The sequence below is a fragment of the Pseudomonas sp. A2 genome, from assembly GCF_023100865.1.
Lineage (GTDB): Bacteria > Pseudomonadota > Gammaproteobacteria > Pseudomonadales > Pseudomonadaceae > Aquipseudomonas > Aquipseudomonas asiatica.
In genome coordinates this window covers 1,694,271-1,713,589 of the sequence record NZ_CP039127.1, presented here as the reverse complement: position 1 = coordinate 1,713,589, position 19,319 = coordinate 1,694,271, and the positions used below count along the sequence as shown (strand labels likewise).

Sequence of the window (19,319 nt, the reverse complement as noted above, 5' to 3'; positions counted from 1 at the left end):
TCGCCGTGTAGCCGGCAGTGCGCCGGCTACACGGCGGCAAGTTCGCCTGGCCCAACGACGTCAGTGGCACTCTGGCGCTCACATGACCGCAACCTGATGCGCTCGGACTGCAACGGCAGCGCATCGGTGAGGCCGAAGTCATCAGAGTGCTGTAGGTCGCATCAGCTGCGGCATACGCCGATGGCACGGGCCCACGAACTTGTAGAGCACTAAAGCAGACCTCAGCAGAGGGGGGCTTGACGCCACGACCTCGCGCTCGGATCAGTCATCATCCATTCATTGACTTACTCGTCAGTCAATGATCTAATGCGATAGCCATCTTGGCGCAGATGCCATGGGCTTTTCCGGGCGTGACGCCCGACATCGAGGATGATTCATGAACATTCGCTTCCGCTCAATTTCCTTCACTGCAATCGCAGGCTTTGCCCTGCTGCTATCCGCCAACGCTTCGGCCCAATGGGCTGGAAGGGGCCGCATAGTTCAGCAAAATTCTTCTGGAGGGATTACTACTCATGCGGCCCAGGCCGGGGCTGGATACAACCGAGGCTACGACCGGCGCCATGAGACCATCACCGATGGAACGGGCAATGCCACCAGAAATGGCAGTTCCTATGCAGGCAACGCATTCGGTGGCTATAGCCAGAGCTCGGGCAGCAGCTATATCAATGGCAATGACGCGGGCTACTCACGCCAGCGAAATGGGCAAACTGCACAGGGCGGGACATTCAATGGAAACAGCACCTGGCAGAACGGACAGGGCTTCACGCATCAGGGAACCGCGACCGCCGCCGACGGAAAGACGTATAGCGGACAGACATCTATTACGAAAGATGGTGTCACTCGCAGTGGGACTTGTCACGACGCTAGCGGTTCCGTGGTGTCTTGCTAGCTCAAGCTGTTTAGTTATAGCCACCCTACTTACCCCCGAATCGCGGTGATAGATGCCTTTCCCCTTCGATTCGGGGTCAATAATTTCCGTGGATTCGCCCATGCCACTAACACCCACTAATTTCAAGAAAAGTCGCACGCGCTATGCAAAATGCTCAGGACTGGGACTGTTCCTTGGCATAGCCCTGCTCATACAGTGTGGCGGCGCGTGCGCTCAGGGGACATTGACTAGAGGTGATCAGCAATCGAGCCATGTGACAAAGAGTGAAGTAGAAGATCATCTTAAAACGCCAACACAGAATAAAACGCCTACGCGAAAGGATGTGAATCTCGACCTTGCTCGTTGTAGCGACGAAATCTATGCGTACTTGCGCGTCCTCGACGTTTCGAGAGACACCCCGGGCTTGGATTATCTATTCATGGATGCGCTTGATGACCTGGAGCAGCAAGTCGAAGCATGTCTAATTGACCGAGCTGATGAGACAAAAATCTCTCAGGCTATTATGGTGTCCAATCCTTCTATGCATGCAAATCCGACGCACTTCTGACGCGGGGCCGAGAACCCCTTGCGCGACGACAGGGCGCTCTAAAGCGATGCGCTAGCGGCATCCAAAGGCAGAAAGTTCCCCCATCATTGCTACTGCAATGGAAATGTTGATGATTTGGAATGAGATATGTCGAGCAACCGGACTACAACGACAGAGACAGAAGCCGATCTGGAAGCTCGCGTCCGAGCAGCGATCAAAATGGCGTTTCCTTGGCTGCCGGACGGTGCTATCAAACACCAAATCAAGTTCAGCTTTAAATTCGGACGGCAGACCCTGTTGGTCGAGAATGGGAAATCTCGCGCCGATGCTCGACTTGACATCCTGCTTGAGAAAGATGGCAAGCCCCTGGCCGTCATGGAGCTGAAGAGACCCCGCATCAAGCTGACCGCTGATGATGGAGCGCAAGGTCTTTCGTATGCGCGGCTAGTGCAGCCTCCGGCGCCGATAGTAGTGGTCACGAACGGTACTGATGTCAGGATCCTAGAAACCTCCACAGGGAATCCATGGAAGCCGGCGACTGCGACAGAAGACGCATTCAAAGACCTCATTACGCAAGCAAGCCGCGTCGCCGGTGTAGACATTCGGCATGCTATCGATACCCTTATGGGTACCGCACCGAATGTTTGGATGCAAGCCGTTCGCCTCGTGTCAACCGAGACGATCGAAGAGCTCACTGCGTCCTGGGATGAGCCTGCGTTGCCGTTCGCCGCTGACTTCCTCACCCCACGCGCTGCCACCCACCAGTTGTGGCGAAACCTGGTTGCGGGGGAAAAGCTACTGGTGCTGCAAGGCCCTCCTCTCGCCGGCAAGAGCAATGTGCTACGCGAACTATGCGCTCGGACGGAGCAGAGCGACACCCTCGCCACCCTGTACGTCGAGGCGGGCGTTGGCGGTGGCGTGCTACAAACCTTGGCCGACTCAATCTCGCGATCGCTGAGCTGGCCCGTATCGCCTCAAGAGGCGCGAGACTGGCTCATCCGCATCTCAAATCACGATGGCGTGCGGCTCGTCCTGGCATTTGACGGTCTGCGTGCAGCAGACGCTGCATCCGTGCGGGAAATCGAAGATCTCTCATCCAATGCGTTTGGCTCCTCCCTGGCAGTGGTGGTCGCTATGGACGACGGTGTAGCGCAGAGCGTACTCAAAACTCCAAACCAGCTTTCGCTCTCACCGTTGGGACGCCGATCCAAGGTCGTGAGTGTTGGACACTTGCGCGACGGCGAATTCAAACTTGCTCGAGCTCTTTTGGGGCAGCGCCGTCTGTACTTGATGAATGGAGCCGACATGGCGCCCGAGTACCGGGAGCCGTGGGTGCTGCGAGCGATCAGTGCCTCTGGTCATGCTGCGCTCAAGGGCAAGCCCGAAACGCAGGCGCTTTCACTGCCATCATTGCTCGGGCCGCGGCTGTTGACGCTCGTTCGCGAGCGCTTCGCACACGACCACGAACTGCGGCGCAGGTTCAGGGGCCTGGCGCGCTCGATGATTGCGGATGCGCAGGACACAACACGGCCGCCAGAAATCGTGCTCCAGCAATTGGAGATGGGCCTCATCCGACGCTCTGCGGTCAAAGGGGAACTTGAGCCCGATGATCTGCAATGGCTGATCGGTCATGGTTTCGTTCGTCCTGGCATGCACGATATAGCAGGTGCGACGGTTCTGGTTCGGCTGCCGGAGCTGCTGGCCAGCGAGATGGCGCACGCGCTGGCCGATGAAGTCGTGAAACGCTCGAAAGAAGATCTGCATGAGACCGCTGCCTGGATCGCCGGCGCCGCAAGTAATCTTCCGCTTGGCGAGGTGGTGGCAGCGCAAGCCATTGTGGATGCCTCCAAACGTCCGAACGGCCTGCCTGTCGGCCTTATCAACACCCTGGTGAAGATGCCTCCCGAGCGCGAAGTGCTCGACGCGGGCGGCCACTACGCGATGGTGCTACCCGATGGCGCCATGGTGGACATTGAGTTCCAGTCCGATGGCAAAGGCGTGGTCATCATCGATGGGGAGCAGCACGAAATCGACCTCGGCGATGAGGAACAGGTCACCTACAAGAACATCCACCCATGGCTGATCCTGTCTCACGTTGCGTCAACGCCGTTCGAGGTGGTCGGGGAACATGGGGCCACTAGAGAAGACCCGAACCTGCTGCTGCAGATTGGGACGTGCCCTGTGCCTCTACGTGGAAATCGGGGGCCGCAATCGCTGCGCATGCTTCCGACGCTGGACATGCCCGATGGCACATCAATCGTGCATTCGGACGCCGGGGTCATAGAGCCCGTCACGCTCGGCATACTCGACTATCTTTCCGCGACCGAGGATCAGGCAGACAGTTGGGTCGCGACTGCGGCCAGTTCCGGCTCAGTTGCTTTGCTCTCCCGGGTCCATGTCGCGCTGTGGGTTCTGGCCAGCTTCGAGACTCACGCGAGAAGCGAATGGGCGAAGGCTCAACTCAAAGGCGTGATTCGTCCAAAACTGCGGGAGGCCATAGGTGATGCGGAAGAACCGCCATCACAAGGCTAACCCAGTGTGGTGCTCCTTCTGAGCGGCGCATAGCCGAGCAAGTTGAACTGGGTGTTGACGACTCTTGGCGAAGGGCGGCGCTGCGTTGCCGCCCTTCGCACAACGCTAGACAGCCTCCAGCGCGACAGCACTATCGACCAGGCGCCTCACGCTTTCACGAATGGGCTCGGAGAACCCAGATGATTCGGTAGCAGTCGCCGGTGCCGGCCGTTGAGGGCCCAGCAGCGCCTGCACGACCTTATCCAAGTTGGTCGGCGTCACAACATCCACGGCAGCCCGATCATCCAGCCCCTGGTGAGGCTTCGTCAGCAGGTGATACAGCTCCCACGCTTCTACGTGAGGGAGCCGCTTCAGCATTACCTGCGTAAGCTTGAGCTTGAGCGGCACCAATTGCCAGTCGGGCACGCGCTGTCCGCGATTGCCAATACTGATGGACAGCAGCTTACCGGCCTTCACTTCGCGGTTGACCTGATCCTTGGACTTGCCCGCCAGCTTGGCGAACAGTGGCACGGGCAAGCTGCTCTGCGCCTCGTAGACCGCCAGCATTTCCTCGCGCTCGCGCTGGATCTCCGACACCTCCGGCTCCTGCGGCACCGGGGCCTGCACGACCGGCACTGGAGATAGGCGCTGGAATGCAAATCCCTGACTCCCTGGGCTGACAACAATAGGCACGCTACCCGCGGACGGCACACCGCTGACGGCCGACGCGATCGCAGCCTCGGCAATCTTCTCGTCGTCAGCCATCGCCGGCACACCTTCAATGTGAATCGTCAGATGCGCGCTCGCAGCCTCCACGTGTCCCTGCTCCAAGAGATCCAGCCGGTCGGCCCAGTCCTGCATCATCCGGCGCCGTGGCTCAACGTACTTGGCATGGTTGTACGCAGAGCTGACCTTGTTGGGATCGGAATGGGACAGCTGGGCATCCACCCAGATCTTGGGATAGCCAACCTCGTTGAGCGCAGTCGACAACGTGCCACGGATGCCATGGCCGGTCAGTTGGTCTTCGTAGCCCATCCGGCGCAGAGCACTGTTGAGCGTGTTTTCGCTGATGCGCTTCTTGAGCTCGCTGCGGTGCGCCAGAAGATAGCGCTGGGCCGGCTTCATTTCACCGAAAAGGTACCGCACGACCTCAATGGCCTGCAGGGACAGAGGAACCACATAGGGCGGGACATCCTGCGGGCGCTTGCCCGCCTTGCGCATCTCATCCTGCAATTGCTTGACGAACTCTGGAGGGATGATCCACAGACCACGGTCCAGGTCGAACTGATCGGGGGTCGCCAAGCGCAGTTCTCCAGTGCGTACGCCGGTGAGGAACAGCAGGCGGATGCCGAGCTGCGTCTGCAGCCCCCGCCGACGGTATTCGCGCAGCTTGAGAAGCATGTCGGGCAATTCATGCAGGCGCAAATAGGGGTTGTGAGCAGTCGGCGGCTTGGGGGCCGCGACGACATCAAGATCCGAAGCCGGATTGACTTCCATCCCCTCGGCGATTACCAGGGCGTAGCGGAACATCTGCCGGAACCAGGTGCGAACCTTTTCCGCGGTGGTGAAGGCCTTTCGTTCTTCGATCTTTGCCAGCACGCCCAAGAGTTGGGGGCGGCGGATGTCGAAAATCGACATCTTGCCCAGGCTGGGCAGCACATCACGGTCAAATATCCGCAGGATCTGCGAGAGCGTGCTTTGGCGACCTTCCTTGAGCTCCTTGCGGCGATGCTCCACCCAGGCATCGAAGACCGCCTTGAAGGTGTGCTCGGCCGCAAGCTGGATAGCGTGCCGCTTCTGCTTGCGATCGGTGTGAGGGTTGATGCCCTTGGCCAGCAGGGCTCTGGCTTCGTCTCGCAGGATGCGGGCATCGCGCAAGCCGATCTCTGGGTAATTACCCAGAGAGATGCGCTTTTGCTTGCCGAGCCAGTAGTAACGGAAGTGCCACGACTTGCCGCCGACCGGTGAGACCACCAGGCCGAGGCCATCAAGATCGGGGAGGTTGTAGAGTTTGCCAGTGGTCTTGGCCTGGCGAACGATCAGATCAGAGAGTGCCATCATCGAGCTCCTAAGTTGAGACTTAGGCTCAATGCTCGTCACGGCTCCACTCCTGGCCCAGCAACAATCCGATCCTGGATCCACCCGCATTCTTTGGCCTCAATTCTGGCCTTAAAAACGCTGGCTGTCGGTGGATTTCAGTGGACGGCCCTGGAATGAAAAAAGGGGCCGAAGCCCCTGTTTTCAACGACTTACAGACGTCAGTGGAAGTCTGTAGATCATAAATTGGAGCGGGAAACGAGACGTGTACTAGGACAGTAAGTCGTTGTTTCCCAAACACTTTCTTCGTTGGGCTGGCCAGCGAAGACCTCAATTGTAGCCTTGTTTTTCGTCCTCGGCAACAAATTCGTCCAAAGAGTTCCACAGACGTCCAAAGAGCTGCACTCAGTACACCAGACCCACGATCGGTACATCGTCGTAGGCGACTGCCTCGAACTCATCATCCACGCCCGGTTGTCTGCCCCGCATCCATCATCGCGAAGACGATCAGGCAGATGGTTCTGGTGATGGCACAGGTCGGATTCCACCTGGGAACGCCTGCACCACAACTCACAGGCGACCTTCTGCTCAAGCTCCTTTGAAAGAACGCGCACGCTGGCCACCGCGTTTCCGCACACGATTCTTTGTCGATATATCAGGATGACGGGGCAAGCATGACAGATGCGGGTTTGCTGCGTCCGGCTGGACATTCGACGACGATTGCGGCCCCCTCACGCCTCCTGAGACCGCTGGCATATCAGGTCATACCTAGACGGTTTTGCAGAAACCGTAACTTCTCACGACCCTGATAGCGTGAGCGTCACTGTCGAGCCTACGTCCCGATGCTCGACCTTCTAATCGATGAATTTTTGCACATCGAGCACACGACGACTACCAGTTGCGCGAACTGGTGAGAAGTATTCAAACCACATGACGAAGCGGCCTTAGGTGCCCACTTCCTGCACAGACGACAGGCCGACCATGAGGTCGGTGACAAAGGAGTCGGTCATGTAGTTCTTCTCCTGGAAGGAGACGGAGCATGCACGAGAACAAGAATGATGCACCAACATCAAAGGTGTTCTATCGCCCGATCGAAGCGTCCATCCGCTGGGCCGGGCTGCTGCGATACGAGCAGGTGATCCTGGCTTCGATTTCGTCGCCAAGGCGCCTGCCGCAGTCGTTGGACTGCCCACGTTGTGCCGAGCTGAGGCTTTGCACCGAACGTATCTTCGACGGCATCCTCAATGGAGAACTGCCCTTCGGGCAGAACGGCATCACGACGCGCGATTCCACGCTGATCGACTCCCCTGATCTGACGGTGCGTCACGTCGATCTGAAGCGCTGGATGCGACAACACTATCCCGAGCAACGACCGGGCTTCCTCTTCTCCCGAAGCGAGCGCATCGCCCATCCCTTCATCTCGCTGGAAACTGGGCAGGCGATGCTAGTCGAGCGCCTGGCCCTGAAGTCCACCTTGGACCAGTACAAACGCCAACTGCATGAGTTGCAGGAAAAGCACGGGGCGCTTCTCAAGCAGATGGCGCCCTCTGCTGGCGCACAGTGCCTGATCAGTGATCGCGCCGAAGCCACCTACCTGAACATTATCGGCAGCATGCTGGACCTGATGCTCGGCCAGTCGCCTTCGGGCGTGCCGTACTCCAGCTTCAAGACTCAGGAGGCGGTGGTTAGTGCATTGGTCGCCCATCACAGCGGCGCAATGGGGATCGCGGAGCGGACGCTAAACGGCAAGTTCGCCACGGCCAGACGCCGGCTGCGTAGCGCGACAGTCTGAGGTTTTCCATCTTGTATGTGCAATCGCGGAGATTGCATTTGCAATGTCTTTTCCCATCCATGTCTATTGAATGGAGGTCACGCCAACAAACGCCACTGAGCGTTCAGGAGTGACCGCCATGTCGCAAACACCTGCACTGCCCGCAAGCGAGCGCCGCATCCTGCGGCTTGATGAAGTCGAAACCAAGTCGGGTTTCAAACGCGCCCACATCTACAACCTGATGCGCAAAGGCCTGTTCCCGAAGGCGCTGCGCCTGGGCGTGCGCGCGGTCGGCTGGGACTCCATCGAGATCGATCAGTGGATCGCCGAGCGCGTCAACAACCGGGCCTGACCCGTTCTCCAGCGGACTTCCCATCCTCACACGGAGAACGCCATGCAGGTCGTATCCATCATTTCAACAAAAGGTGGCGTCGGCAAGACCACCACGGCCGCGAACCTCGGCGGGCTTGCCGCCGACGCGGGGCTGCGTGTGCTACTGCTCGACCTCGACGTGCAGCCCACCTTGTCCTCGTACTACGAGCTAGGCCACCGCGCACCTGGTGGCATCTACGAGTTGCTGGCCTTCAACGAGCGCGACCTCGGGTTGCTTGTGTCCCGCACGATCGTCGCGGGCCTGGACTTGGTGCTCTCCAACGACCACCGAGGCGAGCTGAACACCTTGCTGCTGCACGCGCCGGATGGGCGCCTGCGGTTGCGCCATCTCTTGCCGGTCCTGGCGCCTCTCTATGACCTGGTACTGATCGACACCCAAGGCGCGCGATCGGTGCTGCTGGAGATGGCGGTACTCGCCTCCAACCTCGCGCTGTCGCCCGTGACCCCGGAAATCCTCGCGGCGCGCGAGCTGCGGCGCGGCACCATGCAGTTGCTCGAAGACATTGCGCCCTACCGGCACCTGGGCATCGAGCCTCCACCTCTGCATCTGCTCATCAATCGCGTCCACCCTGTGTCAGCCAATGCACGGCTGATCCAGCAGGCCCTGCGCGATCTTTTCCAGGACCATGCCGGCATCCGCGTGCTGGCCACCGACGTGCCGGCCATCGAGGCGTATCCGCGTGCAGCTACGCGCGGATTGCCAGTGCATCGGGTCGAATACCGCCAGCCGCCGAGCAGAGTCGCCCCCGCCGCGCTCGACACCATGCGCGGCCTCGCAGACGAACTATTTCCGCAATGGCGGCACCGATTTGCCATGGTGTCCGGCCGTCCGCCACACCCTCTTGATGCCGGGAGGTCCCATGGCGAACGCACATGAGCTTGCCCGAGGCCACAAGCGGCTTCGCGCCCTGATCGAGTTCGCGGTTGGCGAAGGTTGGCACGTCAAACGCACGCCTGGCGGCCACCTCAAGTTCACCAAGCCTGGCTGCGCCGCGATCTACACCAGCTCGACGGCCAGCGACCACCGGGCGACCCTGAATGCCCGTGCGCAAATCCGCCGCGCCGAGCGCGAGGCCCGATACCAAGCGCAGGGAGGCGGCCATGGCTGAGGTCACCTCCCAGCAGATGGCTGGCAAGCTGCTCGCGGCCGGGTTCGAGCGCAGCGGCCCGTCAGCCTCGACCTTGAGCGACCCGATCGCCGACACACCCATGGTCGTGACCCTAGATCAGTTGCGCCCCTACGACCACGATCCCAGGAAAAAACGCAACCCGGCCTACGAGGAAATCAAGGCGTCCATCCGCGAGCGAGGTCTGGACGCGGCGCCGGCCATCACTCGCCGACCAGGTGAGGATCACTACATCATCCGCAACGGCGGAAATACGCGGCTGGCGATCCTGCGCGAACTATGGTCAGAGACCAAGGACGAGCGGTTTTTCCGTATATCGTGCCTGTTCCGGCCGTGGCCCAGCCGCGGCGAAGTCGTCATGCTGACCGGCCACCTGGCCGAGAACGAATTACGCGGGGGCCTCACGTTCATCGAGCGCGCCCTCGGCGTCGAGAAGGCACGCGAGTTCTACGAGCAAGAAAGTGGCACTACCTTGAGCCAGTCCGAGCTGGCCCGCCGCCTCGCTGCCGATGGCTTCCCGGTACAACAGTCGCACATCAGCCGCATGAACGACGCGGTGCAGTATCTCCTGCCCGCGATCCCCACCGTGCTCTATGGCGGCCTCGGTCGCCATCAGGTCGAACGCCTGTCGGTCATGCGCAAAGCCTGCATGCTCGCGTGGGAGCGCTACGCCAAGGGCCGCTCCCTGGTTCAGGACTTCCACGAATTTTTCCAGGAAGCGCTGTCGCAATTCGACGTCCAGGCCGACGAGTTCTCCGCGCAGCGCGTACAGGACGAGCTGATCGGCCAGATGGCCGAGTTGCTGGGTGTCAATTACGACGTGCTCGCCCTGGACATGACCGAATCCGAGAGCCGGCAGCGCGCCTTGATCAGCGACCCAACGCCGCCCTCGACGCCGCCTGCGTTGCCGGAGCCTGAGTCGGAAACCATCGCGCGCCCACCTGCCAACACCGCGCCACCCACCGCAGGGGCTGCATCGGCAGCGCCGCCTGCAGGCCAACCTGCGGCAACGCCTTCGACGCGCGAGAGCGACACGGATACCAGTCAGGCGGGTCCGGCCAGCCCTGCGGCGGGGAGCGATCTGCTTCGGGAACACATCGTCTCGCCAGCACCGACGACCGAACGGCTCCAGTCCATCCAGCGCATGGTCGCCGATCAGTTGGGCGATGCGCTGCCTCCCGACTTCTCGGCGAGCGTCTTGCAGTCCATCCCCGTGCAGGCTGGCGGGCTCTATCCGATCTCCGATGTCTGGTACATCGATCCCGGCTTGGATACTGCCGAGCGCTTGCGCATCCACATCGCACAGTTCGCCCGCGAAATCGCGAGCGAGGCAGACCTGGACGAGTGCATTGATGACCGTGCAGAGGGTATCGGTTTCGCCTGCCGGGCCCGCACCCAAAGTCCGGCGCCGCTGGGCCGTTCCGTCCTCGCATTGTTGGCGTGCCTGGCCGGTCAGCGGCCCGCCGACGTCGGTCTGCACGACGGGCAAATCGTCATCGACCTGCCGGCGTTGCTGCACGGCCAGGGTGATGCGGCCCAGCGATTGAGCGACACCGCGCTGGTCAAGCTGTTCCGGCTGCTGCGGCTGGCCCGGCGCCTGCTCGATCTTGAAGCCGGCGCTGCGGACCTTGGAACGTGAGCGAGGGAGGCCAGCATGTCCGCACCACACCCACTCAACCAGGCCGTCATCGCCCAGGCCCTCTATGACCTGCGCAATGGGCAACTGCGCCGGTGCAAACTGATGGGGTTTGGTGAGGAAGAACTGGACGCCCTCAAGCATCCCGCGCTGATCAGCGTGCTCGCCAACGCCAACGTCTCCTGGTGCTCGGTGACGGTGAACCGCGAAGTGCTCCGGCGACTACTCAAGCAGGCGCAGGACGTGGAGAAGGAAATCGCCACGGTCGATCGCATGCTCAGGCTGGGTGCGAGCACCGAGATGGTCAGTCGGTTCTATGGCCTGACCCACCAGGAGGTGGCGCTTCGCCGCGAAATCCTCGGCCTGCCCAAGCGCAAGGGCCGCCACCCCGTGCTGGACGAGAAACAGGACACGGATCTGTGGCGGCAATGGAAGGCCGTGACCGGCAGCAGGAATGTCGATCTCGAAGACGAAACCTCCATTCTCGACGCCGCCATGGACTTGGCCGAAGCCATGTCGCTGCCTCTGTCGGTGGTCTGGGCCTCGATCAAGAGCTGGGTCGATCAAGGATTGGGTTGAGCCATGGCCGTGGACGACACCGCACCACGCCGTGGCCCCGTCGCACTCGCGGACCTGTTCGACGCCGCCTTGAAAGACCTCGTGCCCAAGCCCAGTGCGCCAGCACCTATGCCTGCGCCGACGCCCGCCACGTCCGGCGATGCCTTCCTCTTCAGCGGCAACCGGCATGAGACCGTGCCGCGGCGACTGTTCCTCGACCGTCGCCTGACGCCGCTGGAGCGCAACGCCTGGCAGGTGTTCCGGCTGATGCTCAACGACGATGGCGTGACAGCCTTCCCGACGTATGAGCAGCTTCGACCCTGGCTGGCATCGATGCCATGCGCCGGGCAGGCCTCGCATGAAACCGTGGCCCGAGCGTTGACGCTGTTGCGCCTCACCCGATGGTTGAGCCTGGTGCGGCGACGGCGTGACCCCAAGACCGGCCGCATCCTCGGCAACCTCTACGTTCTGCACGATGAACCGCTGACGCCCTTCGAGGCCATGCAGCTCGACGCCGACTACCTGGCACTGGTCAGCCAGTCCCTCGGCCATTCGGCCAAGGCCGTCCAGATGGTCGGCCTGAACACCCTTAAGGAGATCGCGGAAGATCCGCTGCTCTCCGGGCGCACATTGCCGTCGCGGCTGCAGGTTCTGGCAGAACGCCTCGCCAGCCAAGGCATCACGGCCGCCGCAAGTTATCCACAGGAGGACGCCGCCCACGATTCCGAAGAAGGAGCATCGAGCCTTCTTCGGAATGCGGATGACCCATCTTCGGAATCCGAAGCAGGGGCGAAACCCGTGCTAAACGCCTCTCTTCGGAATCCGAAGATGGCCCGTATAGTACGTAGTAGTCGTATTAATGAAGTACGTACTACCGCGCAGGCGCGCGCGCTGGGCGATCTGCAATGGCCCAAGCGCTTCACGGAACTGAAGGCAGAGCAGCAGACAGGTGCCAGGGTGGCATTGCAGCAGGTTGATGCCGCGCTGAGACAGGCCGTGCTGGACGAATGGGCCACACGATGCAGCAGTCATGGCATCCGCAATCCTGCGGGGTATCTGTTCGGCATCATTCAGCGCGCCATCCATGGCGAGTTCAATGCCTGGGCCAAGAAAGACGCGCCATCGGCATCCGTCCCGCCAAACGAGCGACCACCACCAGCACCGCCACCTCAGCCGCAGGGTAAGCCAGTGCCGCCAGAAGTCGCCAAGCAGCACATCGAGCGGCTACGCAATCTGCTCGCCAGCAAGTGAGTCGGCATGCAAGGCGGTGAAACTAGATGCCCATGGCCGCCAGTAGAGCTATCCCCTGGGGATAGTTCCGCTGCTGGGCACAACGCCAAGCTGTCGCAGGCCTGGGATCGACCATCTGCCGCAGCATCGGCGTTGCCCCCCCTGATCCCGGCGTGCAGCGTTCGTTGGCGCTCCATGGAGCTATCCCCTGGGGATAGCTCGCGCCGCATGCAACCGCCACGCCCTAAACCGGGGCCCGCCGGGATTCGGATTCTTGACTGACTGCCTTCCGCTTCCTGTCGAAGCTGGCCGCTCCTTTTCCAACAACGAGCGGACACCATGGCAACCAATGAACCTCTGCAACTGAATCTCGGCTCCCTGCGCAGTGCGATGTCGCTGACCCTGCACACCCATCACGCTTCCCGCATCTGGCATGGTCGCGCCGCCGCCGAGGGGCGACCGGGCATCGTCGGCCTGAATGGCTATATCGCCCAGATGAACAAGATGCGGCGGGGCTCGGAGCAGGACGATCCGTACTCGGACTGGTGGATGCTGCGCATCGAGGACAAGCTCGACCACACCAAGGTCACGCTGCAATCGCTGCGCGAGCAGGTGGACCAGGCGCTGGCGAGTGTGCCGCCGGCGCTCAGCCTGGGCGAAAACCTGAACGTGCAGCCGGTCAAGCTCCCGCTCTTCGTCAACGCGCAGCTCGGCTTTGCCGCGGTCTATCTCCTGGCCGACTACGACGACATCGCCCGCAAGCTGATCCTCGCCCATCACACCGCGCTCATTGACCGCATCACCTTGGAACGCTGGCTCAACGAGGGCGCACATTCACTGCGCAGCCTGTTCTCGCTGGCCCAGCAGTATCGCTATTCGGGCTGCACACGCGATGACTTCGCGTCGAAGAATGCCGCAGCGCGGGCAGCGCTGGAGAAGTATGGCGAACTGCCGCAGGACGTGCTGGAAGGCACGCGCCGGTCGAAGTTTGCGCCGCCCATCGTGCGCCGTGGCCTGCAGCAGCGCGGCGACGGTCCTGCCGAAGCATCACTGCCCGGCGATGAAACCACCACCGCAGAGTCGCCCGAAGCCGCAGCCGGCGAGGACGAGCCGGCATGAGCGATCCGAACCCACCGACCCGCTACTTCCGAGGCCTGCAACAGGGTGCCTTCATGCGGCTGGAACACGCGGCCTATCTAAAAGGCCTTTTAAAGCCTTTTAAGGGTAAAGGGGACTTCGAGGCCTGGGCCAGCCAGTGCTTCGCCATGCGCGACGAGTTGATTGCCCTGGCACAGCGACAGGTGCTGGAGCAGGCATGCGGGCACCCCTTCCACCTGCTGCCCATCGAACTGGCCCAACAGACCACTGGCGCAGGAACCGTCTTCTTGCGCTGGCGCAGACACGACAGATCGGCCATGGGCGTGGCGCTGTGGCGGGAGCTGGTCGCCAGCAGCAGCACACCCGTCAACCTGCTGGCCGACCTGCACGCGATCGAGCTGCAGCGCATCACGTTGAACATGCAGATCAGCCTGCTGCACACCCTGGGCAGGCAGGCGCAGGAATGCGCCAGCAAGGCGGCCGAGGCGGACGACGCCTACCTGCGCCGGCTCACGCCCATTCCCGCCGCAATGCGCGATCGGTGATTGCGCCGGGCATCCAGCACGCTCCCGGCGCCGACGAGGCACGGGTATTTCAACCACCACGGAGATCACACCATGAGCACGCATTTTTCCGGCGAAGGCAACATCGGTTCGCCACCGGAGTACCGCGAATTCCCCAACGGCAACGACGAACCCAGCCGCCTGCTACGCCTGAACGTCTATTTCGACAACCCTGTGCCGAAGAAGGATGGCACGTTCGAGGACCGGGGCGGCTTCTGGGCGCCGGTGGAAATCTGGCACCGCGACGCCGAGCACTGGAAGGACCTGTACCAGAAAGGCATGCGCGTGCTGGTCGTCGGCCGCATGGAGCGCGAACCTTGGACGGACAACGAGGATCAGCCGCGCGAAACCTGGCAAATCAATGCGCGCAGCGTCGGCATCCTGCCGTACCGCATCGAGTCCGTGGCCCTCAGTCCGAAGCCGCAGGAGGCAGAACCGAAGCCCCAGGCCGCTCAAGAATCGACCGCGCCGAAGGAGGCGAAGCGCAGGAAGTGAACCGGCATGGAGGGCGGCGGCCGCAATGCTTCGCCGCCCTCCATGCGCTCGCGAGCTATCCCCAGGGGATAGCTCCACCAACGTCCACCGACTTCCACGCGCTCCCGCAAATCGCGGCTTCCGGTCCGCACACCTGCGGCCACGCGCCACCCCGCCCAAGCCATTCCATTCCGTGAAAGCGGTCGCCGCTGCATGCGGCTTGTTTGCTGCTGCCCCAGGTGGCGCTCGGCATCCTCGATTCCAGCAACTCCATGAACAACGGGAATCGGGATGGACGGACATGCGGCTGTTCTTGTGCGAGAAGCCCTCCCAGGGCAAAGACATTGGCCGGATTCTCGGTGCCACGCAGCGCGGTGAAGGCTGCCTCAACGGTTCCGGCGTCACCGTCACCTGGTGCATCGGCCATCTCGTGGAAGCCGCAGCGCCCGAAGCCTACGACGAGCAGTTGAAGCGCTGGTCCATCGAGCAGTTGCCCATCATTCCCCAGCATTGGCGGGTCGAGGTCAAACCGAAAACCGCCACGCAGTTCAAGGTCGTCAAGGCGCTTCTGGCGAAGGCGACCCAGCTTGTCATCGCTACCGATGCCGACCGCGAGGGCGAGTTGATCGCGCGCGAGATCATCGACCTGTGCGGCTACCGCGGCCCCATCGAGCGGCTGTGGCTGTCGGCGCTCAACGACGCATCCATTCGCGCCGCACTCGGCAAGCTCCGGCCATCGGCCGAGACCTTGCCGATGTACTACTCGGCGCTGGCGCGCTCTCGGGCGGACTGGCTCGTCGGCATGAACCTCAGCCGGTTGTTCACGGTGCTGGGGCGGCAGGCCGGCTACGACGGCGTGCTGTCGGTCGGTCGCGTCCAGACCCCGACGCTCAAACTGGTCGTGGACCGGGATCGCGAGATCGCAGCCTTCGTGTCCGTGCCGTACTGGGCCATCGACGTGTCCCTGTCCGCTGGCAGCCAGGCTTTCACCGCGCAGTGGGTTCCCCCGAAAGCATGCACCGACGACGCCGGCCGCTGCCTGCAGCAGCCCATCGCGCAGCACGCCGCGCAGCAGATCCGCGCCGCGGACAGCGCCCAGGTGGTGGCGGTCGAAACCGAGCGCGTGCGGGAAGGCCCGCCGCTGCCGTTCGACCTGGGGACCTTGCAGGAGGTGTGTTCCAGGCAGCTTGGGCTCGATGTGCAGGAGACCTTAGACATTGCTCAGGCCCTATACGAGACGCACAAGGCCACGACGTACCCGCGCTCCGATTCGGGCTACCTGCCCGAAAGCATGTTCGCCGAGGTGCCAACGGTCCTCGACAGCCTGGTCAAGACCGATCCCTTGCTGCGACCGATCATGGACCAGCTCGACCGCACTCAACGCTCACGCGCCTGGAACGACGCGAAGGTGTCTGCTCACCACGGCATCATCCCGACGCTCGAACCGGCGAACCTCTCGACCATGAGTGAGAAGGAACTGGCAGTGTATCGGCTGATCCGGGCGCATTACCTGGCGCAATTCCTTCCTCACCACGAGTTCGACCGCACTGTGGCGAACCTCTCCTGCGGCCAGCAGACGCTGGCGGCCACCGGCAAGCAGGTCGTCGTCAAGGGGTGGCGCCTGGTGCTGGCCGAACCGCAATCCGAGGAGGATGGCGACCCTGCGGCGCGCAGCCAGGTACTGCCCGCGCTGCGCGAGGGCCTGGCATGTCAGGTGGCCGACGTCGATCTGAAGGCGCTCAAGACGCTGCCCCCTCGGCCCTATACGCAGGGCGAGTTGGTCAAGTCCATGAAGGGCGTCGCCAAACTGGTCTCGGACCCGCGCCTGAAACAGAAGCTCAAGGATACGGTCGGCATCGGCACCGAAGCGACGCGGGCCAACATCATCAGTGGCCTGCTGACGCGGGGCTACCTCATGAAGAAGGGCCGCGCCATCCGCGCCTCGGATGCGGCCTTCACCCTGATCGACGCGGTGCCCACAGCGATTGCCGACCCAGGGACAACCGCCGTCTGGGAACAGGCGCTGGACATGATCGAAGCTGGACAGCTCACGCTGGACGTATTCATCGGCAAGCAGGCTGCATGGATCTCACAGTTGATCGCGCAGTACGGCAGCACGTCCCTGTCCATCAAGGTTCCCCACGGACCGCCTTGCCCACAGTGCGGCGCACCGACGCGCCAGCGCACCGGCAAGAGCGGCCCATTCTGGTCGTGCAGTCGCTACCCCGACTGCAAAGGCACGCTGCCGGTCGAATCCGGCACGTCCAAGCGTGGTGCCTCGCGCCCGCGCCGCAGCGGCCGCAAAGGCTCCTGACCGACCCCGTTCCCCGTGAGCCGTGCCCGCCATCGGCGGCGCGGCCTGTGTTCCGCACGCCCTGCGGGACGCCCAGCGCGCAACGCCTTCTTGTCCGTGTGCGCGTCCCGCTTGGTCATCCCCGGCCGCGGGACCTGAAGGTAGCTTCTCCGCGAACCGCCTCCTGCGCGTTCTGCTGATCTGCATTTCTCCCGCCTCTGCGAAGGGTCCCCCGGTGGCTTGCCAAGCTGCGCGAGCCACCCGGAGACCCTTCGTGGTCAGCGGTATTCGGTGCCGGTGCCCGCCGGCGCAAAAACGGGCTCCCTTTGTGCGCGGATGTGCGCCAGACGATGCCGGCGCGAACCACGACATGCGCCGGGTGTGATTGCTGATGAGCAGACGGTTCTAGCGACGACCGGGCCTGCACCAGCCCACGGGTGGTTCTGTCCTCCCGAGCCGAAGGCCGCAGGGCCTTCGGCGCCTTTCTCCTGCCTATCAACGTCCCGGCCCGCCCCGGGCCACACGAACAGGAGACCCGACATGAACCCGCAACCTTGCACCCTTCGCGGTGCACCCCAGGCCGCGCCACTGCTGTACGGCAGCGTGTGCAGCGGCATCGAGGCCGTGAGCCTCGCATGGCAACCCCTCGGCCTCAAAGCCGCGTGGTTCGCCGAGATCGAGCCGTTCCCGAGCGCCGTGCTCGCCCACCGTTACCCCCATGTGCCCAACCTGGGCGACATGACCGCGATCGCCCGTCAGGTGCGCGCCGGCACCGTGCCGGCGCCCGACATCCTGGTCGGCGGCACGCCGTGCCAGTCGTTCAGCGTTGCCGGCGCGCGCCAGGGGCTGAACGACCCGCGCGGCGCCTTGACCCTTGCCTATGTGGAGCTTGCAAATGCCATCGACCAAACCCGCCACCAAGACCGCCGCCCGCCGGCAACGCTCGTCTGGGAAAACGTCCCCGGCGTCCTCAACGACCGCAGCAATGCCTTCGGGCATTTCCTGGGAGCACTGGCCGGAGAAAGCCGTGCGCTCCAGCCGCCAGGGGAAAAATGGGCGCACGCTGGTTGTGTGTCTGGACCCCGCCGCCGCATCGCCTGGCGCGTGCTCGACGCTCAATATTTCGGTGTCGCCCAACGCCGCAAGCGCGTGTTTCTTGTGGCATGTGGTGGTGATGACCTCGATCCCTCCGAAGTACTTTTTGAGCGCACAGGCCTGCGCGGGGATTCTTCTGCGGGCCGTGCGCCGTGGCAAGAAGCTGCCCGCGCTGCTGGACCGGGTGCTGCAGCAGCAGGCGGATACGCAGGATTCGCTGGACTGAACCAGCCCTACGGCAAGGTCACGACGACGTTCGGATTCAGCGGCGGCATTGGCCCCGTCGATGTTGCGGCATGCCTGATGGCCGCGGGTCCCAAGCACGACATCCGCACCGAGACGTTCATGGTGCAGTCCATCGCCGGCAGCATCGCCCACACCCTCGACACCGCCAACAACGGCAAGGGCAGCAGCGAGGACGGTACGGGAAAGGGCGTGCCGATCATCGCCTTCACCGCCCAGGGCAGCGGCGCGGACGCCACGATCGAACTGACGCCGACGCTGCGTGCCGGCGGGCATCGCAACAGCCATGCGAACGCAGGCGTCGTGCCCGCCATCGCCTTCGCGCAGAACAACCGCGGCGAAGTGCGCTTCGAGTCGGGCCATGGACAGGTGTCTTGCACCGTCCTGTCCAACGGCAAGCCGGGCTACGGTGTGCCGATGGTGGCCTGCGTTGCCCTGCGGGGACGGACGCAGGGTCTTGCCGCCGAACTGGGCGGAAGCGTTGCGGCGGCGTTGCGTACCAGCGGCGGCGGCGCAGACAAGCCCCATGTCCTGGCCCCCGACTTCGAGGCACATTTCCGCTACGACTGGAATGAATCCGGTGCAGCGGACTGGTCGCAATGGCGGGTGCGGCGGCTGATGCCCATGGAGTGCGAGCGGCTGCAGGGCATGCCCGACGACTACACGCTGATCCCCTATCGCGGCAAGCCTGCCGCAGACGCTCCGCGCTACAAGGCGATTGGCAACTCCATGGCCGTCCCGTGCATGGCTTGGCTGGGCAACCGGCTGGTGCAGTGCCTGCACAAGACGGACTCGACCGCTTCGGATTGATCGACGACGCAGCCTGCCGGCCGCGCCATTCTCCCCCTGCATTGCCGATGTATCGGCAGCAGCCC

The 19,319-nt window shown here is 62.9% G+C and carries 16 protein-coding genes; 15 read left to right on the top strand and 1 reads right to left on the bottom strand.

The annotated features are described in order from the left end of the window. The first annotated feature begins 376 nt into the window (after positions 1–376). The 3 genes from E5221_RS08045 to E5221_RS08035 all read left to right on the top strand — a co-directional run bounded on the left by E5221_RS08045 (position 377) and on the right by E5221_RS08035 (position 3,947). The gene (locus E5221_RS08045) at positions 377–889 is read left to right on the top strand and encodes a hypothetical protein (protein ID WP_114260891.1); all 513 of its coding nucleotides are present in this window, start codon (positions 377–379) and stop codon (positions 887–889) included. Positions 890–989: 100 nt separating this feature from the next. Next, on the top strand, positions 990–1,436 hold the full coding sequence (locus E5221_RS08040) for a hypothetical protein (RefSeq protein WP_114260892.1): 447 nt from the start codon (positions 990–992) through the stop codon (positions 1,434–1,436). 126 nt (positions 1,437–1,562) lie between these two features. Then, positions 1,563–3,947, top strand: a complete 2,385-nt coding sequence (locus E5221_RS08035) for a type I restriction endonuclease (RefSeq protein WP_034021374.1) — start codon at positions 1,563–1,565, stop codon at positions 3,945–3,947. Between the two features lie 105 nt (positions 3,948–4,052). Here the strand turns inward: E5221_RS08035 and E5221_RS08030 are convergent, their stop codons facing one another. Next, positions 4,053–5,984 carry an integrase arm-type DNA-binding domain-containing protein gene (locus E5221_RS08030; RefSeq protein ID WP_198346977.1) on the bottom strand — a complete coding sequence of 644 codons (1,932 nt, stop codon included), beginning with the start codon at positions 5,982–5,984 and terminating at the stop codon, positions 4,053–4,055. A 1,018-nt stretch (positions 5,985–7,002) separates the two neighbouring features. Here E5221_RS08030 and E5221_RS08025 point away from each other — a divergent pair. The 12 genes from E5221_RS08025 (at position 7,003) to E5221_RS07970 (ending at position 19,254) form a co-directional block, all read left to right on the top strand. Next, positions 7,003–7,755, top strand: a complete 753-nt coding sequence (locus tag E5221_RS08025) for a hypothetical protein (RefSeq protein WP_033972340.1) — start codon at positions 7,003–7,005, stop codon at positions 7,753–7,755. 118 nt (positions 7,756–7,873) lie between these two features. Beyond that, positions 7,874–8,086, top strand: coding sequence for an AlpA family transcriptional regulator (locus tag E5221_RS08020; protein ID WP_009459729.1), 213 nt, complete (start codon positions 7,874–7,876; stop codon positions 8,084–8,086). Between the two features lie 42 nt (positions 8,087–8,128). After that, positions 8,129–9,004, top strand: coding sequence for a ParA family protein (locus E5221_RS08015; protein ID WP_033972342.1), 876 nt, complete (start codon positions 8,129–8,131; stop codon positions 9,002–9,004). Then, positions 8,988–9,236 carry a hypothetical protein gene (locus E5221_RS08010; RefSeq protein WP_019726333.1) on the top strand — a complete coding sequence of 83 codons (249 nt, stop codon included), beginning with the start codon at positions 8,988–8,990 and terminating at the stop codon, positions 9,234–9,236. Before E5221_RS08015 ends, E5221_RS08010 begins: the two co-directional genes overlap by 17 nt. Then, the gene (locus E5221_RS08005) at positions 9,229–10,893 is read left to right on the top strand and encodes a ParB family protein (protein ID WP_033972343.1); all 1,665 of its coding nucleotides are present in this window, start codon (positions 9,229–9,231) and stop codon (positions 10,891–10,893) included. The genes E5221_RS08010 and E5221_RS08005 overlap by 8 nt, the downstream gene beginning before the upstream one ends. A gap of 15 nt (positions 10,894–10,908) precedes the next feature. Further along, positions 10,909–11,469, top strand: coding sequence for a DUF2857 domain-containing protein (locus E5221_RS08000; RefSeq protein ID WP_033972344.1), 561 nt, complete (start codon positions 10,909–10,911; stop codon positions 11,467–11,469). Between the two features lie 3 nt (positions 11,470–11,472). Beyond that, on the top strand, positions 11,473–12,699 hold the full coding sequence (locus E5221_RS07995) for an STY4528 family pathogenicity island replication protein (protein WP_033972345.1): 1,227 nt from the start codon (positions 11,473–11,475) through the stop codon (positions 12,697–12,699). 318 nt (positions 12,700–13,017) lie between these two features. After that, a complete protein-coding gene (locus E5221_RS07990; protein WP_033972347.1) occupies positions 13,018–13,797 on the top strand; it encodes a PFL_4669 family integrating conjugative element protein in 780 nt (259 codons plus the stop codon). Next, positions 13,794–14,321, top strand: coding sequence for a DUF3158 family protein (locus tag E5221_RS07985; protein ID WP_009459718.1), 528 nt, complete (start codon positions 13,794–13,796; stop codon positions 14,319–14,321). Before E5221_RS07990 ends, E5221_RS07985 begins: the two co-directional genes overlap by 4 nt. A 72-nt stretch (positions 14,322–14,393) precedes the next feature. Then, positions 14,394–14,834, top strand: coding sequence for a single-stranded DNA-binding protein (locus E5221_RS07980; RefSeq protein ID WP_024008204.1), 441 nt, complete (start codon positions 14,394–14,396; stop codon positions 14,832–14,834). Positions 14,835–15,114: 280 nt separating this feature from the next. Continuing rightward, positions 15,115–17,127 (top strand): DNA topoisomerase III, encoded by a 2,013-nt coding sequence (locus tag E5221_RS07975; protein WP_033972349.1) that lies wholly within the window; start codon positions 15,115–15,117, stop codon positions 17,125–17,127. Between the two features lie 519 nt (positions 17,128–17,646). Next, entirely contained in the window at positions 17,647–19,254 is a 1,608-nt protein-coding gene (locus tag E5221_RS07970) for a DNA cytosine methyltransferase (RefSeq protein WP_033972351.1), read from the top strand. The last annotated feature ends 65 nt before the right edge of the window (positions 19,255–19,319 follow it).

Excerpts from the sequence above, each read along its gene's own strand:
- E5221_RS07995 (WP_033972345.1), top strand. The coding sequence starts at position 11,473 with ATGGCCGTGGACGACACCGCACCACGCCGTGGCCCCGTCGCACTCGCG.
- E5221_RS08030 (WP_198346977.1), bottom strand. The coding sequence starts at position 5,984 with ATGGCACTCTCTGATCTGATCGTTCGCCAGGCCAAGACCACTGGCAAA.
- E5221_RS08005 (WP_033972343.1), top strand. The coding sequence starts at position 9,229 with ATGGCTGAGGTCACCTCCCAGCAGATGGCTGGCAAGCTGCTCGCGGCC.
- E5221_RS08020 (WP_009459729.1), top strand. The coding sequence starts at position 7,874 with ATGTCGCAAACACCTGCACTGCCCGCAAGCGAGCGCCGCATCCTGCGG.
- E5221_RS08010 (WP_019726333.1), top strand. The coding sequence starts at position 8,988 with ATGGCGAACGCACATGAGCTTGCCCGAGGCCACAAGCGGCTTCGCGCC.
- E5221_RS07970 (WP_033972351.1), top strand. The coding sequence starts at position 17,647 with ATGAACCCGCAACCTTGCACCCTTCGCGGTGCACCCCAGGCCGCGCCA.
- E5221_RS08000 (WP_033972344.1), top strand. The coding sequence starts at position 10,909 with ATGTCCGCACCACACCCACTCAACCAGGCCGTCATCGCCCAGGCCCTC.
- E5221_RS08045 (WP_114260891.1), top strand. The coding sequence starts at position 377 with ATGAACATTCGCTTCCGCTCAATTTCCTTCACTGCAATCGCAGGCTTT.
- E5221_RS08025 (WP_033972340.1), top strand. The coding sequence starts at position 7,003 with ATGCACGAGAACAAGAATGATGCACCAACATCAAAGGTGTTCTATCGC.
- E5221_RS08040 (WP_114260892.1), top strand. The coding sequence starts at position 990 with ATGCCACTAACACCCACTAATTTCAAGAAAAGTCGCACGCGCTATGCA.
- E5221_RS07975 (WP_033972349.1), top strand. The coding sequence starts at position 15,115 with ATGCGGCTGTTCTTGTGCGAGAAGCCCTCCCAGGGCAAAGACATTGGC.
- E5221_RS08035 (WP_034021374.1), top strand. The coding sequence starts at position 1,563 with ATGTCGAGCAACCGGACTACAACGACAGAGACAGAAGCCGATCTGGAA.
- E5221_RS07980 (WP_024008204.1), top strand. The coding sequence starts at position 14,394 with ATGAGCACGCATTTTTCCGGCGAAGGCAACATCGGTTCGCCACCGGAG.
- E5221_RS07985 (WP_009459718.1), top strand. The coding sequence starts at position 13,794 with ATGAGCGATCCGAACCCACCGACCCGCTACTTCCGAGGCCTGCAACAG.
- E5221_RS07990 (WP_033972347.1), top strand. The coding sequence starts at position 13,018 with ATGGCAACCAATGAACCTCTGCAACTGAATCTCGGCTCCCTGCGCAGT.
- E5221_RS08015 (WP_033972342.1), top strand. The coding sequence starts at position 8,129 with ATGCAGGTCGTATCCATCATTTCAACAAAAGGTGGCGTCGGCAAGACC.